The organism is Domibacillus indicus (assembly GCF_023715895.1).
Taxonomy (GTDB): Bacteria; Bacillota; Bacilli; order Bacillales; family Domibacillaceae; genus Domibacillus; species Domibacillus indicus_A.
Genome location: NZ_JAMBOO010000003.1, coordinates 147,132 through 163,685, shown reverse-complemented (window position 1 = coordinate 163,685; position 16,554 = coordinate 147,132). Strand labels below are relative to the sequence as shown.

Here is a 16,554-nt window from a genome sequence, read left to right as displayed (position 1 = left end):
TTTTATCACAAAAAAGAACCGCTCTGATGGCGGTTCTATAAAATTTAAAATGATTCCGTGACACTGTTTAAAGTGGCAGCCGAGCCTGCTACTTGCTTGGAGGCCCGCTCGATTTCTTGAATCACGTCGAAAAACTGCTGCATTTTGTGATCGATGTCTACATTTTTTTCTTTCGTATCGCTGATGAGGGAAAGAAGAGTGGAAAAATCCTCATCCGTTTTGGCCATGCCGGAAATGCCTTCTTTTACAACCTGGTTGACGGCGCCGACGGATTCGCTCATCTGCCGGATTAAATCATGTGTTTTCGTAATATGAGCAGAGACATTTACCGTTGACTCTTTTGTTTGGTCAGACAGCTTGCGGATTTCTTCGGCGACCACCGCAAATCCTTTTCCATGTTCAGCGGCACGGGCTGCTTCAATTGAAGCATTTAAAGCGAGCAGATTTGTCTGGCCGGCAATGTTTCCGACAATCGTAATGACATCTACAATCCGCTGGGAGATATCGTTTAATTCATTTGAATAAAGGTGAATATCGTTTATGGCGGACTGAATGGCCATCAGTTTATCATTTTGAGCCCGCAGCTGTTTTTGGCCTTCTTTGGAATGGGCTTCCGACTGATCCGCCTGCACAAGGCCTTTTTTTGTTAAATCGGTGATTGAATCAGATTGCTTGGCAAGTGCCTGCAAGGAGGTGCTTGTTTCTTCAGAAATAGCAGCCAGCTCCTGTGAAACCGCGGAAATATGCCCTGCCAGCTGCGCTTTTTGCTCCGTGTCTTGAAGGCGGATTCGGTCATGTTCCTGCTCGTAGGCTTCAAGTACAATCTGCTGCTCTAAATTTAACATTTTTGTAACGGCTTGAATGGCCGCTGCTTGGTCTGCCGGCGTCCAGGGCTGCTCCAAAATCAAGGCTGTTAAAGAATTAAGCAGATTTTGAAAAGCAGACATGTACCATTTTGTCTGCAGTCCGATCCGAACATGCACATGAGCGATTCGGTATCGTTTTTTCAAAAACTCACCGTTAATTTGACCGTGGAACAATTCAGCATTATGAGAACGAAGCGTTCCTTTCAGCCGGTCAACAGAGCTATGGCTCTGGATGATGTTTACGAGTCCGGGCTGTTTCACAATTCCCGCGTAAAACGTATCAATCATCTGGTCAAGGTGTTCATCGACGACCGGTTTCATGGCTTTAATATAACGCAAGTCTTGTTGAGTCAATCCAATCATGCTCATTTGATCAGCCAGATCGGAACTGGCTGAAATGTCTATTTTGATTTCACCAGATGTATGCGTAAAAAGTGCATCAGGTTCTTTTTTAAAAGAGCGAGAAAATCCAAACAAAAGTACTGCTCCTTTTTCAGTGTTTATTTGATGGAAATAGTGTATATGTTTTTTATTGGGAAAACCATATTTTTTTAAAATAATTTGACTTATTTATACACGAAGTACAGAAAACAAACAAGAAAAAGCGGATTCGAAACACGAAGCAGATTTGTCAGAAAATACTTATTTTTAGATGAAAACGGTTTATTAAGGAAGAGTGCTTGCTATTTTGTTCGGAACGCGTTATCTCTATATAGAGAGATAAATTGTTCGAAACCTAGGAGGATATAATGTCTAAAGTAATTGCGATTAACGCAGGAAGTTCATCATTAAAATTTCAGCTTTTTGAAATGCCGGAGGAAACGGTACTGACAAAAGGCCTTGTAGAAAGAATTGGATTAAAAGATTCTGTTTTCTCTATTACAAAGCCAGACGGCACAACAGACACAGAAGTAACGGATATTCCGGATCATTCTGTTGCCGTACAAATGCTTTTGTCAAAACTTGTATCACACGGCATCGTGTCGTCACTTGACGAAATCGACGGTATCGGCCATCGCGTCGTGCACGGCGGCGAAAAATTCAGCGACTCTGCTTTGATCGATGACGCAACTTTAGCGCAAATCGAAGAATTGTCAGAACTTGCACCGCTTCATAACCCGGCGAACGTAACAGGTATTCGAGCGTTCCAATCGGTATTGCCAAACGTGCCAGCTGTAGCGGTATTTGATACAGCGTTCCACCAAACAATGCCGGAGAAATCATTCCTATACAGCCTGCCGTACGAATATTACAAAGAATACGGCATCCGGAAATACGGCTTCCACGGTACGTCTCACAAATACGTATCTGAGCGTGCTGCAGCCCTGCTTGGCCGTCCAATCGACCAGCTTCGCTTAATTTCCTGCCACCTTGGAAACGGCGCCAGCATCGCTGCCATTGAAGGCGGAAAATCTATTGACACATCTATGGGCTTCACGCCGCTTGCCGGTGTAGCAATGGGAACACGCTCCGGAAACATCGACCCGGCCTTGATTCCATTTATCATGGAGAAAACAGGCCAGACAGCGGACGAAGTACTCGATATCTTAAACAAAAAAAGCGGTATGCTTGGCGTTTCTGGTGTATCAAGCGACCTTCGTGACTTGTCTAAAGCAGCAGAAGAAGGCAACGAGCGTGCAATCACAGCCCTTGAAGTATTTGCAAGCCGTATTCACAAATACATCGGTTCATATGCAGCTCGTATGTCTGGCGTAGATGCGATTATTTTCACTGCTGGTATCGGTGAAAACGATATTGCTTCTCGTGCCCGTATTTTGAACGGCCTTGAATTTATGGGCGTTTACTGGGATCCAGCACTGAACAATACGCGCGGTAAAGAGCAGTTTATCAGCTACCCGCACTCACCAGTTAAAGTCATCGTTATTCCGACAAACGAAGAAGTCATGATCGCGCGTGACGTTTCTCGTTTGGCTGGCGTTTAAAGCGCTGCAGCAGTGTTTTTGGCTGGTTTATGGTGAGCGAATTATCCATTTAAATAAAACATTTTGGGTCATCAGCAACCATAACTGATTTTGACCCTTTACCCTCTTAGATGTGTGAATTTTAACACGGAAAAGAGGGTTTTTTTATGGCCAGAAGAAAAACAAAAATTCAAAGTGGATTGTCTGTTGAGAAAGCACGGGAAATTGTGATAAGAGTAAAGAAAATGGAGGGACTATCAAAACATACAATTGAGAATTATAACAAGTTATTCAATGACTTGGAGCGGTGTTTTGCTAAAAATAAATATATGGAGAATTTCTCAATCAGCGATGCAAGAAGGTTTTTGGAATGGCAGCTAACTGAAAAACAGCAATTTCAAGGAGTAAGATGGGGAAGAGAGAAAAAGATAGGTGTTTCCGTCAGTTCTGCAAATTCATACTTGCGGCTGGCGAAAGGAGCATTTTCAACACTCATTAATGAAGGACACCTTGAAGAAAATCCTTTTATGGAAATTAAAAATATTAAATTTCAGAAAAAGCAGGTTGAAACTTTGACTGAGGAAGAAATACAGAAAATATTGAAATCACTTGACCACTCTTGGTTCGCTGATTTTAGATCAGCAGTTTTAATTCATGTGCTGCTCGATTCGTTTGGGAGAATAGGAGAAGTTTTAGCATTAAAAAAGCAAGATATTGACTTTCAAAACGGCTCAATAACCTTTAATGAAACAAAAAACAGCTTGTTTAGAATTGTGCCAGTAACAAAAAAGACATTGAACCTTTTAGAAAAGTTAATTGAAGAATGTGATGACTGGGAAAGTGAATACATTTTTCTGACACATGCAGGCAATAAACTAGGTACAGATGCAGCAAGAAAGCATATTCATGAAATTGCAAGGCGGGCAGGAATTAACAGGAGAATACATCCACACATTTTCCGGCATACAAGTAGTATGATGTTTCTCAAAAACGGCGGTTCTATTCGAATTTTACAGAAAATCCTCGGACATGCTGATATAAAAACAACTCTGATTTATTCACATGTACTTGACGACACAATTAAGGAACAACATGAAAAATTCAGTCCTATAAGACATTTAAACGATGGAAGAAAGCAAAAAACACGAACTTCACAAACCGAATTCAAGAGGTGAACGTAAAGGCTTCACATTCTGTGTGAATTCTCCCTGTAATAAGTTTTAGAGTCGTAGTCGCTACCTTTTGCTTATTATATGGCAGCAGGAGAACTAAATGATTATGCAGGGCGGGTTGTATCTGTTTACGAAGATATAGAGGAGTTAAAACAAACAGCGAAAAAAGCCGGGGATCCTGACTTTCATAAACTCCGCCTTCAAAAGCAAGCCGGTTATTTCCCCACAAATCGTTTGCTGGATGATATACTAGATGAATGGTTTTAGAAAGGGGTTCACCGGCTTATGAAATATTTAAAACCACAGATGAAACAGCTTGTTAAAGAAAATGAAGAATTGCAGCTGCGTTTAAAAGAACTGATGAAGGAACACAACCTTGAAAAAAACTTTGCTCTTAAAGCACTGTACCATGCAGAAGTAGCGGACGGCGGAAAGTTTCAGTTTGCTTACCAAGCCCTTGACTTGCCAAAAAGGTAAGTCATTTTTTCATTCAAGGGGCTTGGCTTATCAGCAGTGCTGGTCATAAGGCAGACTGAATCAGTTTAGTTGAGCCAAAAAGGTATGTACTTGATTAAATCATGGTACAATAGCTGTTGAAGCAAGGTTGTTTGTTTTTATCTTGACTAAAAAGATGTTTAATCAAAAGGAGATCGGATCGTTTGAATCATAAAGAAGTAAAAAGTGAGCTGCCCCCAAATTTTAAGGAATTAAAAAAGTCGGCCGACCGGACGTCTAACTGGAGAGAACGTTTAGATGCGGTGGAAGAGCTGGGCCAGTGGAAAAACGACCAAACCATTAAGCTGTTAAAGCGGATTATGGCCGCCGATACAGTATATAAAGTACAAGAAGCGGCGTTCCGACAGCTGAAAAAGCTAGGGGAAGACGTTCAAATGCCACCGCAGAAAAAAAGCGGTGCGATAAAAGATGTAAATAAGATTTTGCTGCGCATTAAGAAAAGTTTGCCGGAAGGCCACACATTTAAAGAATTTGAAGAAAAATTGAAAAAGATGCGGCTTGATGTATACGATACGTATGAAGGCGAAAAAGGAGCAGACTTTGACAAGTGGCTTCAAGAAACATGGGTATCGCTGCCGGCTAGGTAAGCTCCATTGAATAAGAGCTGAATAAAACAAAAACATGAGTTTTTTAATTTAGCTAAAGACCATAGAGAATTGAGCTATGGTCTTTTTCCTGATTATCCGGATATTGTTCCCACTCCTGCAAAACCGGTCTGTCTTTTCCCGTTTGCCGGTTTCATCCCTCTTTTTGCACCAGTAGGAATCATAAGGTGTTAAAACCTAGCGTAACTCTTATAGGAGAAGGGTTTCCGGGAAAGAAGATCATCTCTTTGGAGGTGGTCTTTTTTTGTGTTTTAAAAGAATTGGTCACAGATTTGGTCACGAGCCTGTGACCAATTCAATAATATTGATTAAAAAGTTGTGCATTAACCTCCAAAGATTCCTTAGCTCAGCTGGGAGAGCGCTACCTTGACAGGGTAGCGCTCAATGAGGAAACTTATTTAAGTGACTAAGATGAAAATGAAACTCAAAATAGCATGAAACAATAACTGATTTATGCTATTATCAAGATAAGCACACATCTAAAGGGCTTTGGATGTGATAATTAGCGAATCGTTATTCCAACAAACGAAGAAGTCATGATCGCGCGTGACGTTTCTCGTTTGGCTGGCGTGTAAGGCGCTGCAGCAGCGTTTTGCGTGAGTGCCTGGTGATGGTTACAGGTCGAGAAATGGGCTTTTCAATCAAATAGTTGGTGAAATAAAACCATGACCTGAATTTCACTTTAAAACCCTCTTATGTGTTGAAACCATTACACACTAAGGGGGTTTTTTCATTTTTAAAAAAGAAACGAAAAACATAGGCTCAGGAAACACTGTCGGTTGAAACAGCAAGAGAGGTTGTCACAAGAATTAAGAAGCTTGAGGGTCTATCAAAGTATATTCTGGAGAACTATCAGAAGCTGTTTAATGACCTTGAACGCTGCTTTTCCAAAAGAAAGCTTGTTTCTAACTTTACCATTGAAGATGCCAGGCGGTGTATTGACGGCAATTGAATGAAAAAGAGCCATTCAAAGAAGTGCGGTTCAGACAGGATAAGAAAATTGGTGCCTCGATCGGTTCAGCTAATGTGCCTTCCGTCATGATTTAAATTGACGTTTATTGTTTTAAACCAATAAATATAAAAATAATATAATAAGAATAACCAAAAATGCTTTTGGAGAGATGGAAAGAGTGTCGGAATGGTGCCAATGTCGAATTTATTCAAACAAAGCACAAGTGAAATCCATGTAGTCATTTTGCGGAGATAAAAATGAACAAAAAAGATTTGTTTATGTGTAATATTTTTTTCACTCAAAGGGCTTATTTTTCTTCTTTTAAAATACAGAAAAATTTGGAAGTGAGTGAGTGGATTTTATGAAAAATTTATTCAATCAAGATGTGCAGTCACTCGGAATTTCTGGGATCATAAAAATGTCTGAAATAATTAAAACATACGATGGTGTCGTGGCATTAACAATAGGCGAACCTGATTTTCAAACGCCCTTTTTAATAAAAGAAGCAGGAAAGGCTGCCATAGACAACAATCGCACGTTTTATGCACCAACGGCGGGGGAACCCGCACTGCGAAAAGCAGTATCATCATTTATGGAACGGAGATACCATTTATCGTATAGCCCCGACACTGAAATTGTTGTCACGAATGGGACAACGGAAGCCGTGTTTCTTACGTTGAAGACCCTTTTGTCACCAGGTGATGAAGTGATCCTTGCCACACCCGCTTATCCAGGGTATGAGCCCGTTATCAAGTTATGCGGCGGTGTGCTCGTGCCTATTGATGTTAGCGGTACACGTTTTAAGTTAACAAAAGAACAACTGGAGCAAGCCATTACACCTAAAACAAAAGCAATCATTCTAACCTTCCCCTCTAATCCAACAGGCGCCATCCTAACAAAAGATGAGTTAATGGATTTGGCGAAAGTCATCGAAAAACATAATGTTTTCGTCATTTCAGATGAATTGTACAGTGAATTGGTTTTTGATCAACCTCATCAATCCATCGCTTCATTTCCTTCTATAAGAGAAAAAGTGATTGTTATTAATGGCGTGTCCAAGTCTCATGCGATGACGGGATGGAGAATCGGATTTACGCTTGCGCCTTCCTATATCACCAATGAACTGTTTAAAGTTCATGAATACCTCAATACAAGTATCTCTTCTATCTCACAAGAAGCCGCTGCCTATGCCCTCAATCACGGAGAAAAAGAAGTGGCACAAATGAAACGTGAATATCAAAAACGGAGAGATTATTTGTGTAAACGATTAAATGCCCTGGGATTTGATACAATTGTGCCTGATGGAACGTTTTATGCGTTTCCAAGTATAACGAGATTTCATCATGATTCCTATGCATTCAGCATGGAACTGTTGGAGCAAGCAAAAGTAGGTCTTCTGCCCAGTACCGTTTTTACAAAAGGAGGATCGGATCGACTGCGTATCTCCTTTGCTTATTCAATGGAAAAATTGAATGAAGCGATGAATAGAATCGAGCAATACTTAAAAACAAATAAAAAAGGCATTTAACAGAATCCATTCACTCGTATATGAACTACGGGAAGCCTGGTATAAAATACGAGAAAATGGCGGAGTGCCGCACAATGAACCATGACCTGTATCCGGAGACGGTAGATAACCGGCAAGAGGCGCAGAAATGAATGTGGTCACACAAAATTGGCCGAAGTGTGACCACGATAGTCTGCTTAAGAAGAGATGTCCTAATAGGGCATCTCTTTTCTTTTTATCAGCCTTGGGATGGTGATACATACTTTTTAGAAGGTTTTCTGAAAAGATAAATTTGTTTGGTATTCTTTTGATATAATGAAGGGAAATCTATTAATTTACATAAGAGGAGAAAGAAACCATGAAAAAGCCATTAAATGTTTTAGCTGCATCCCTGGTAGCAGGGGTAGTTTTCGCATCGTCCATGTCTCCAGCATTTGCAGAAACAGAAGAGGACATTGTTCCTGTACCAGAGGAAAATGCACCACAACCGTCACAGCCGACAGATGACCTGCCGCCATTGGATTTAGGTATAGGGGTTACAAGATTTACAGATGTACCCTCTAAAACAGAGCTGGCTTATGCTGTACAGTTTCTTGACCAGAACGGGATTGCAAGGGGCTACACAAAAGACTACCAGACAGTATTCGGAGTAAACGATCCGATTAAACGGGTGGATTTCGCTGTGATTCTTGGTACATATATGCCAATTGACACAGGTGTTCCGAATGCTGGCTTCAGAGACCTTCCGGCGCGTGCTGTGAGGATCGTATCAGCGCTTAAATATAAAGGAATTGCCAACGGTAAGACTGCTACATATTTTGGTGCTGCAGAAAGCATCACTCGTGGGGAAGCGGCTGTCATGCTATACAATGCGTTTAAGGGCTATTTCGATGATTCTGAAGCAATTAAAAATCCATTTACAGACGCTGTGTCTCGTTATGCAGAGCCTGTTCGTGTCCTGCATGGAGCTGGAATCATCAAAGGCATCAGCAGCACTAAGTTTGGCACAAACGACAGCATTACTCGTGGTCAATTTGCCATGTTAATTCATCGGATTTTTCAGCAGGAGCAAAAACTGCGCAATGAAAAGAAATCCGGATTTGTTGCGTTTGGAGACAGCAATACATCTGGCTCATACTTTGACGCACAGTTTCCAGCGTCTTTAGGGAAAAAGTGGACAGACCAGGTAGCGTCTGTTTATGGAGATGGAAGGGATGATAAGGTATATAATGCAGGGGCCAGCGGAGACGAGACGGACGATGCAATGGCGCGCTTCAAAGCGAAAGTACTTGACGCAAAACCTCAATCCGTCACACTCATGTTTGGAATCAACGATGCCCTGCTGAAGCCTAATGGTCAGCCACAGGTAGACAAAGAGAAGTTTAAACAGAATCTTACCTATATGATTGAGCAGCTCCGAGTAAGAGATATAAAGGTTGTTCTGATGACCAACACACCAATTGTTGAAAAAACGTATTATGCTCTTGAGCTAGAGGATGGGAGAAACGTTGCTCCTTTATATGCAAAGCTGGGCGGCTTGCGCAGCTGGGTTAACAGCTACAATGACATTATCCGTGAGGTTGGCCAAAAGCTGTATGTTCCAGTTGTAGACGTTCACAATATCTTAGTTGCCAAAGCGGGAGCATCAACGGATTCAGCGCTAATCAAGAGCGGATACCTTGATGGTGTAACAGGTATTCACATGACGCCAAAGGCTAATGACATCGTTGCGAGAGAAGTAAAAAAGGTCTTAGCCGTGGATGAATATTTTCCATCGAAACAGGATGGTTTATCCATGAACATAGAAAAAACATCCTATCAACTTAGCGAGATCCGAGCTATGCCGATAAAGGTTACGATTAAAAATGAAAGTGACGTCACGTATCGTTACCAGCCTGCATTCACCATTCAAAAACTGACAGGATCTGACTGGGTTACGCTTGATTACAGTCCCGGATTTGTTCCCCAGAAAGAGATGTATTCTATTGAAGCAAACAAAAGTGCATCAAAAAATATATCGTTAAAAATGTATCTTCCTGTTACAGAAGGAAGGTACCGTATCATTCAGGAATTTGAGAGCAAGGAAGGCCGCGTAAAGCTGTCAACGGACTACTTTAATATCACAAATATTCCGGAATAAGGAGAGCGGCTATAGGCCGCTTTTTGTATTAAATTCAACTATTCGTAAAGGTTTACCTCAACACACTGGAATGTTAGCGGGACAAGTTCACATTGTGAGGCAGCGTTTGTATCGATCTGCACACGGCAAGACAATAAATAGTCACAAGAAGCAGGAAAGAGAGTGTAATAGGACGACGGTAATCTGCGAAGAAAAAGAGATGTCTTAATCAAGCAACTTTTTTGTCTCTATTAATCTCAAGATCGTGGTAGCCTCTTTGCAAAAGTTTATTGGAGGATAAGTTTATCAATATTCATCTGTTATAATTTAATTGTATTAAATTACAGAAGAGGAGAAAAAAGACATGAAATTGCCTTGTAAACTTTTAGCAACGACTCTGCTTGCAGGAGCAGTATTCTCAGCGGCACTTCCAGCAGCACAGGCGGCAGATTTCATGCCGATTTATGCAAAACCTACAGCTGAATTCCCATTTACTGACGTCCCGGTAGATCGCAAGGAGGGAATCGAGTATGTTTACGGGGAAAAGATTATGAGTGGAATTAAATCTGATCTATTTGGATTCGGCTATCAAATCAAACGTGTAGATGCCGCAGTCGCTCTTTATAATGCTTTAGGTCTTGAACCATCCAATGAAAAAACAACGTTTAAAGACCTTCCATCTCGTGCTGTTACAGCTGTATCAACTCTTCAAGCTGAAGGGATTGTCAATGGCAAAACATCTGCTTCATTCGGTGCAAACGATCCGATCACAAGAGGAGAATTTGCGATCATGGCGTCAAGGGCATATGACGGGATACTAAAGCCAGCAGAAGCGGCTACTGCCAAGTTTACAGATGCTACAGGTCGCTATGAAACAGCCATTTACAGACTGCAAGCCAGTGGGATTACAAACGGAATGACGGCGACTACATTTGGAACAAGCTTTCGCATTACAAGAGGAGACTTTGCCATTACCCTGGCAAGAATTGGGCTGTTTGCTAATCTTGTGGAGGAAATCCCATCTTCAAAAGACGGCATTGTAATTGAGTCTGACAGGACAAGTTACAAAATGGGTGAAGGCGTGGCGTACACGATTACTAATAACTCAGAGAACCCGGTTGGAACTGGTTATAGCTTCTCGCTGGCAAAGAAATTTGGGGGCAAATGGAAACCCATTCGGAGCAACCTTTATTTCCCTACAGTCGTTGAAATAATAAATCCAGGCGAGAAATTTAAGTATAGCGTCATTCTTGAGCAAGAATACTTCCGAGATCCTCTTACAGCAGGAGAGTACAGAGTTACCCACGGAGTTTTTCCTAAAGCTGATGCAAATCCATCTAAAGTTAAAGTAGCAGTTTACTTTACAATTCCAGAATAAAGGATAGAAAAGTGAGTTATTAGGCAGCATTCAAATCATAAGTCGTTTATAAGGCTAATTATCCATTTAAATTAAACATTTGGGTCATCAGCAGCGATAACTGAATTTGACCCCTTGCCCTCTTGGATGTGTGAGTTTCCACACTGAAAAGAGGTTTTTTATTGTGGCTAAAAAAACAAAAATTCAAAGCGGGTTGTCTGTTGAGAAAGTGAGGAAAATTGTGGTAAGGGTAAAGAAAATGGAGAGACTATCTGAACATACCATTTCCAATTACAACAAGTTATTTCATAACCTAGAGTCCCTTATGTTCTTTTTTGAACCTACTTGTGAAGTTCGTCCTTTTTTTTTGAGAATGCTCGCTTTGCCAGCGCAAGTATGAGTTGGCAGAACCCCTTGAAACACCTGTCTTCTTTTCTCTTTCCCACCTTACGCCTTGGAACTGCTGTTTTTCTGTAAGCTGCCATTCTAGAAATCTTCTTGCGTTACCAACTGAAAAGTTATCCACATATATTTATTTTTGGCAAAACAGGACTCTATTTCATAAAATATCTTATTGACTTGCGGATGATGAACCATGACTTGTATCCAAAGGCAGTGGACAATCGACAAGGGGCAGGGGAAAGAGCGTGTTCATACGGAGAGACGAAGAAGAGAATTGCATCTATAAGGGCTTTCCATGTTTCCGCAATCTTGGCAAACAGGGTCTGCCCTTGCAGGTACGCTAACAAACACGCTGCCACAAGGCCAGATATCAGACGTTTTATTTCGTTCACGTATTTTTCAATTTTATCTGATGCAGTTCTGCTTTTTTATTTGTATCCCTGTTTCTTTTCTCAAATGGCTGTATAATGAGAAATAGACAATGAGAGAGGCAGGATACTGTGAATTACATCGTACTTGATATTGAATGGAATGCGTCAAAATGGAATCCACACCACCTGGAAGAAATTATCGAAATCTCGGCTCTGAAAGTGTCGCCCGCTACATTGGACGTGGTCGATGTCTTTTCATCCCTGGTGAAGCCGGCAGAACGGTTAACACCGTTTACGAAAAAACTAACAGGCATCACGGAGCGGGATGTGTCTTCAGCCCCGTCTTTTCCGCATGTATTAAAGAAATTTAAGGTGTTTCTTGGAACGGAGGAATCTTGTTTTGTGACATGGGGGAAAGAAGATTTTCGGTTCTTGGAAAAGGAATGCAAACGTTACCGGCTTCCTTCCCTGAACCTGTCCACCTATATTGACATATTGCCGATTCTTCAGTTTGGCCTGTATGATACCTTTAACGGCAACACCCCCAGCCTGACTAAAACCATGGAGGTGTTCCAAATCGAAGCAGACGGGCAGGCACACAACAGCTTAGATGATTCGATGAATACCTTAAAAGTGTTTCGCTATCTTCACGGAAAACTGGATGTTCATGCGACGTACAAATCAAACAAAACACCTGAAGAACGGTATCTACATGAGGATACACTGAAATCCAGCGGAAAAAAGCAATTAATGAAATGCATCTTCGCGTATATGAAAAAGCATGACGTAGACGATGTGGCATTCGATGCCTTCTTTACGAGCCCCATCTGGCTGGAGCGGGCCGCTGCACTTGATCTGAATGAACACGTAACGGCGGTTTTTAAAACTGATTTTGACGCGCAAAAACAAAAGGCATCCGAGAAATATGTATCCCACAAAGCATTGCTGCTTACCAAAAGATGAAATGTCAAAACGATAGTCTGCTTAAAAAGAGGTGTCCTAATAAGGCATCTCTTTTTGCTGGTCACGCTTATGCGCCTTACAGCCGCATTTTTGGAATTTACTTGTAAAAGCCAGCTCCCCTATTTCATGAAATGAATGAATGCTCTAAAGAAGAAGTTTTATTCATTAACTTTCTAGCCTCTAAACTTTTAACTACTCATTGACTCGATTACACGAAAAGGGGCTGTACAAGCCGGTTAGCGTTTATGGACCTCAGAGTATATCTGGATAAAGCCAATCGAAGAAAGTCGCCAAAATGGAGCAGCGCAGTGTTACATAACGTAATGTTTCATTGTGATTGGTTGTGGTAATATCCTTAAAAAAGGAGGGACAGAAATGCCCAATTACAAAGTTCAATACTATGAAAAAATACCATTAGACTTAAAAACCATTGAGGTCGCAGAAGAAACTGCTGCTAAAGCCAAAGAAGTAGCAATGGACAGGCTTGATAACCAGCTCGATGTAGGGCACTATACAATCCATAAAGTTGTTGAAATAAAGAGCTGACTCTTTTGAGGAGTTAGTTCTTTTTATATAAAGGCTCGTTAAACGATAGTGTTGATAGTTGATCAAAAGAAAAAGGACTGTTCTTGGGTCCCTTTGTTTACCTCTTCTTTAACTAAGGCCCCCGTTTATTTGAGTAGATTTCTTCACAATTTTTAAGAAAGCCTCAACAACCTCACATATAAAACATCCTCACTCTATCTTATTACTTAAATATTCTTCGAATGTAATTTTCCCTGCTTTTTGAATAGTATTAGTATTTTTTCCATCGAGGAAAGATCTATATAGTTTTCCTGGTAAGGAAATGTTTAAAATTTTATTTGTTTCATTATTTACTTTGATTTTGAGTTCAGCCATTTCTTTTAATGTCATTATATCCGGGCCGCCAAAATCATTCGCTCTTCCTTGTGGACCTTTATCGACTAAACCTATTAAATGACTGGCAAATTCACTTACATCGACACTTTGACATTTAATGTTTCCAGGGACAATATATCTTTTAAAGAAAGGTTTTGATAAAAATAAATTTTCAACGAAGTGATGGAACTGAGTCGCACGTACAATTGTATAAGGGATAGAACTATTCTTTAATAAACCTTCTGCTTCATATTTTAGCTTATAATAATTGAATGGTATTTCATCTATGCCCACAATTGATGGGTAAATAAAATGTTTTATGTGTTGAATCTTTCTTAAAAATTCCTCAAAACCTGAAACCTCAACGTTTTTTGAATTTTTAATCGGGCTTGTTGCTGCGTGAATAATGACATCTACTTCATTTACTGCTTCTTCTATACCTTCAAAAGACAATAAATCGCTATAAACCCACTCGAAATGTCCTGTTTCTTCAGGTTTTCTTCTCGAAGTTATTTTAACTTTATAATCAGAACCTTTAAGTTGATTTAGCAAAGCTGTACCCAGTTGTCCTGTTGCACCTGTAACTAATATCCTCAATTGCAACACCCCCATTTTCTGGATTATCTTTGTATTGTAATATTCAGATGTCGGGAGCTTTATTCAGTTAATCTGCCCCGCTTGTTCAACAAGAAAATCAGCCGCAACATGTAACAGAGCCTTTATAAAAAATTATATTATGAGGTGTGTAAATGACCGGCAGCAAAGCAGAAATGGATACACCTCTAACATGTTTTGCCAGAGGCTGGACAGCCTTCCATGAAATTATAAAACAAGTGAATCGATTCTACGAAAAAGAACTATACGAGCCAGTTGGCGTTTACAAGATAAAGTGTTTAGATGGTAAACCCGGCGGAAAGGGGCCCGGAGTATACGTGTTCACTGTGCCGTCCATGTTGCTGCAAATGTAAAGAGCCGATTTCATCAGCAATCGGAGATCACCAGGCGTTTTCAGCCGATTATATGGTACATACAAGACACATTCTACGCTCTGGCTAAGTACGGAGCATTTCGAACAGGCAGACGTTGAACATGCCAGATATGAAGCGTTATTGGCAGCTGTAATGACGGCTAAGAGGAAGCAGATTCGGAATTTAGCTGGATATGGTAACGGCGATCGGATGCTGGACCATTTTGTGTATGAAGATAGTCAGCGTATGCTTGCGGAAGCAGCGTCGTGAATCGCACAAAAAAAAGCCGCGGAGATGAATCCGCAGCGGAAAGAAATAGGGGGTAATTAGTTAATGCAAAAACTATGTTTATCGCTACCCGTTTTGGCAATAAAATAAACCGCATACAAAAAAAGCTGCGGACGCGACTCCGCAGCAAAAGACAGATGAGTGATGAAGGATAGGTGGTAAGAACCTTGCTTATTGTTACCCGCTCTACAAAACGATAAACAGCAAGTATGAAATTTGCGAAATAAAGCTACAACGGGCGCTATACATAAAAAAAGCCGCGGAAAATCCGCAGCAAATAGTGACACGTATGTAGAGAAATTAGGAGGTGGTAGGGTTACCACGGTTAATCCTTTACCCGCTACGGCGAGAATTTAAACCAAATATATAAAAAAAGCTGCGGAAAATCCGCAGCAAAACCAAAAACCAGCTGGATATGGTGCAACGATTGATGAGGTATTCAATACGTTAGCAAATCGTTGGTCAAAAACATCACTTTCTCCGCTTTGTATACGTCTGTGATGACGACAAAAAAAGAAGCGCCTTCACAAGCTGCCAGGCTTCTTCAGCAGCTTGCTGAATAGGATGCTGGACCGTTATGTACTCGGCGAACAGAATCGTATACTTATGGAGAACGAAGACACACCGGCTAACCCCAAAATGAAAGCTCGGATAAATGTAAAGAAGCCGGAAAATATTAACCCGACCTCAACGTGCTAAATTAAGAATTAAGCGGTGTTATAAAGATGAAGGCACTAATTTCACACAACGAAATATAAATGAATGTAGGAGTAGGTTCATCTATATCTTTCAGTACAAGGATATGGGAATCCACCCTTATTAATCTACCGGTAAATTCAATATCACTTTTAGTGATGACCGAAATAACTTGGCTTTCTAATTTTTTTAATTCACTCTCGAGTCCGGGGATGCAGCAGCAGTCACACCGTTTCTCTTGTTGCTCCATATTTTGATCTTCGTGTGAAGAGGAAGACATACCTTAAACACTCCTTTCTTTAATAACTTATGAAGAAGTGTTTAGGTTTGTAACGATAATTACCTAGATTTAAATTGTTTTTTGAAGATATAGATGTATCCGCAGGCATTATTTGAGGGGCCATGGATGAATTACAATATTTGAAGGATAACTATAGCCATAAAAAAGGCGAGGCTTTAATAAAAGAAACCGTTAAATTACTAAAGTAATATTTCTTGGAGAGTGCTATTGTTTCATGGATTGGCGGGAACGAGTCCGCTGTCATTTTAGTAAATACAGATCAAGCACAAGTTGAATCCTTTGTAAAAAGCTTCCTGAAGAAATGAAAGAATATAATATAAAAAAAGAGACGTAAAAATCAAAATCTCGATTGGGTATGAAGTTAGTGCCATTCTATAGGAGAAATGGAAAGTTTATTTGCTGAAGCTGATAAAAAATATGTATGAAGATAAGAAAACAAAAAAGGAATAACATCAAATTAAATTGGATCAGTGATGATTGAGACTACACAAATATTATAGGGATAATTTGATCGAAATTATGCACCATAAAGCAAGAAGCCAAAAGAAAATCAAAAAGTAAAATCATTTTAAAAAAGTTATTCTGATTAACACGAAGGTCGAGGTCACTCACGGCGTGCTTCAGTTAGCTGGTATCCCGTTCACCTTTA

Annotated in this window: 14 protein-coding genes and 1 pseudogene; 12 read left to right on the top strand and 3 right to left on the bottom strand. The window is 40.4% G+C overall.

Features of this window, described 5'->3' with window-relative positions:
- Positions 1-44 precede the first annotated feature (44 nt).
- The gene (locus M3221_RS07065) at positions 45-1,343 is read right to left on the bottom strand and encodes a globin-coupled sensor protein (RefSeq protein ID WP_251270805.1); all 1,299 of its coding nucleotides are present in this window, start codon (positions 1,341-1,343) and stop codon (positions 45-47) included.
- A gap of 272 nt (positions 1,344-1,615) precedes the next feature.
- On the opposite strand from M3221_RS07065, the gene M3221_RS07060 reads away from it, so the two are divergent.
- From M3221_RS07060 to M3221_RS07015, 10 genes and pseudogenes are all read left to right on the top strand, one after another.
- On the top strand, positions 1,616-2,809 hold the full coding sequence (locus M3221_RS07060) for an acetate kinase (RefSeq protein ID WP_251270804.1): 1,194 nt from the start codon (positions 1,616-1,618) through the stop codon (positions 2,807-2,809).
- A gap of 146 nt (positions 2,810-2,955) precedes the next feature.
- On the top strand, positions 2,956-3,963 hold the full coding sequence (locus M3221_RS07055; RefSeq protein WP_251270803.1) for a tyrosine-type recombinase/integrase: 1,008 nt from the start codon (positions 2,956-2,958) through the stop codon (positions 3,961-3,963).
- Positions 3,964-4,245: 282 nt separating this feature from the next.
- Positions 4,246-4,437 carry a hypothetical protein gene (locus M3221_RS07050; RefSeq protein WP_242233738.1) on the top strand — a complete coding sequence of 64 codons (192 nt, stop codon included), beginning with the start codon at positions 4,246-4,248 and terminating at the stop codon, positions 4,435-4,437.
- Between the two features lie 182 nt (positions 4,438-4,619).
- On the top strand, positions 4,620-5,063 hold the full coding sequence (locus M3221_RS07045) for a HEAT repeat domain-containing protein (RefSeq protein ID WP_251270802.1): 444 nt from the start codon (positions 4,620-4,622) through the stop codon (positions 5,061-5,063).
- Between the two features lie 1,331 nt (positions 5,064-6,394).
- Complete coding sequence (locus tag M3221_RS07040) at positions 6,395-7,561, top strand: aminotransferase class I/II-fold pyridoxal phosphate-dependent enzyme (protein ID WP_251270801.1); 1,167 nt, start codon at positions 6,395-6,397, stop codon at positions 7,559-7,561.
- Positions 7,562-7,566: 5 nt separating this feature from the next.
- A pseudogene (locus tag M3221_RS07035) lies at positions 7,567-7,692 on the top strand (hypothetical protein); the annotation flags it as partial.
- Between the two features lie 206 nt (positions 7,693-7,898).
- Entirely contained in the window at positions 7,899-9,680 is a 1,782-nt protein-coding gene (locus M3221_RS07030) for a GDSL-type esterase/lipase family protein (protein ID WP_251270800.1), read from the top strand.
- Positions 9,681-10,023: 343 nt separating this feature from the next.
- A complete protein-coding gene (locus M3221_RS07025; protein ID WP_251270799.1) occupies positions 10,024-11,037 on the top strand; it encodes an S-layer homology domain-containing protein in 1,014 nt (337 codons plus the stop codon).
- 881 nt (positions 11,038-11,918) lie between these two features.
- Positions 11,919-12,752, top strand: coding sequence for a 3'-5' exonuclease (locus tag M3221_RS07020; RefSeq protein WP_251270798.1), 834 nt, complete (start codon positions 11,919-11,921; stop codon positions 12,750-12,752).
- Positions 12,753-13,127: 375 nt separating this feature from the next.
- A complete protein-coding gene (locus M3221_RS07015; protein WP_251270797.1) occupies positions 13,128-13,298 on the top strand; it encodes a hypothetical protein in 171 nt (56 codons plus the stop codon).
- Positions 13,299-13,487: 189 nt separating this feature from the next.
- On the opposite strand, the gene M3221_RS07010 is transcribed toward M3221_RS07015, so the two are convergent.
- The gene (locus M3221_RS07010) at positions 13,488-14,258 is read right to left on the bottom strand and encodes an SDR family oxidoreductase (protein ID WP_251271118.1); all 771 of its coding nucleotides are present in this window, start codon (positions 14,256-14,258) and stop codon (positions 13,488-13,490) included.
- A 143-nt stretch (positions 14,259-14,401) separates the two neighbouring features.
- On the opposite strand from M3221_RS07010, the gene M3221_RS07005 reads away from it, so the two are divergent.
- Entirely contained in the window at positions 14,402-14,620 is a 219-nt protein-coding gene (locus M3221_RS07005) for a hypothetical protein (protein WP_251270796.1), read from the top strand.
- A 141-nt stretch (positions 14,621-14,761) separates the two neighbouring features.
- Complete coding sequence (locus tag M3221_RS26255) at positions 14,762-14,890, top strand: hypothetical protein (RefSeq protein ID WP_285879443.1); 129 nt, start codon at positions 14,762-14,764, stop codon at positions 14,888-14,890.
- A 718-nt stretch (positions 14,891-15,608) separates the two neighbouring features.
- On the opposite strand, the gene M3221_RS07000 is transcribed toward M3221_RS26255, so the two are convergent.
- Complete coding sequence (locus M3221_RS07000) at positions 15,609-15,884, bottom strand: LSM domain-containing protein (RefSeq protein WP_251270795.1); 276 nt, start codon at positions 15,882-15,884, stop codon at positions 15,609-15,611.
- Between the last annotated feature and the right edge of the window lie 670 nt (positions 15,885-16,554).

Excerpts from the sequence above, each read along its gene's own strand:
- M3221_RS07040 (WP_251270801.1), top strand. The coding sequence starts at position 6,395 with ATGAAAAATTTATTCAATCAAGATGTGCAGTCACTCGGAATTTCTGGG.
- M3221_RS07060 (WP_251270804.1), top strand. The coding sequence starts at position 1,616 with ATGTCTAAAGTAATTGCGATTAACGCAGGAAGTTCATCATTAAAATTT.
- M3221_RS07050 (WP_242233738.1), top strand. The coding sequence starts at position 4,246 with ATGAAATATTTAAAACCACAGATGAAACAGCTTGTTAAAGAAAATGAA.
- M3221_RS07000 (WP_251270795.1), bottom strand. The coding sequence starts at position 15,884 with ATGTCTTCCTCTTCACACGAAGATCAAAATATGGAGCAACAAGAGAAA.
- M3221_RS07005 (WP_251270796.1), top strand. The coding sequence starts at position 14,402 with ATGACCGGCAGCAAAGCAGAAATGGATACACCTCTAACATGTTTTGCC.
- M3221_RS07015 (WP_251270797.1), top strand. The coding sequence starts at position 13,128 with ATGCCCAATTACAAAGTTCAATACTATGAAAAAATACCATTAGACTTA.
- M3221_RS07055 (WP_251270803.1), top strand. The coding sequence starts at position 2,956 with ATGGCCAGAAGAAAAACAAAAATTCAAAGTGGATTGTCTGTTGAGAAA.
- M3221_RS07025 (WP_251270799.1), top strand. The coding sequence starts at position 10,024 with ATGAAATTGCCTTGTAAACTTTTAGCAACGACTCTGCTTGCAGGAGCA.
- M3221_RS07030 (WP_251270800.1), top strand. The coding sequence starts at position 7,899 with ATGAAAAAGCCATTAAATGTTTTAGCTGCATCCCTGGTAGCAGGGGTA.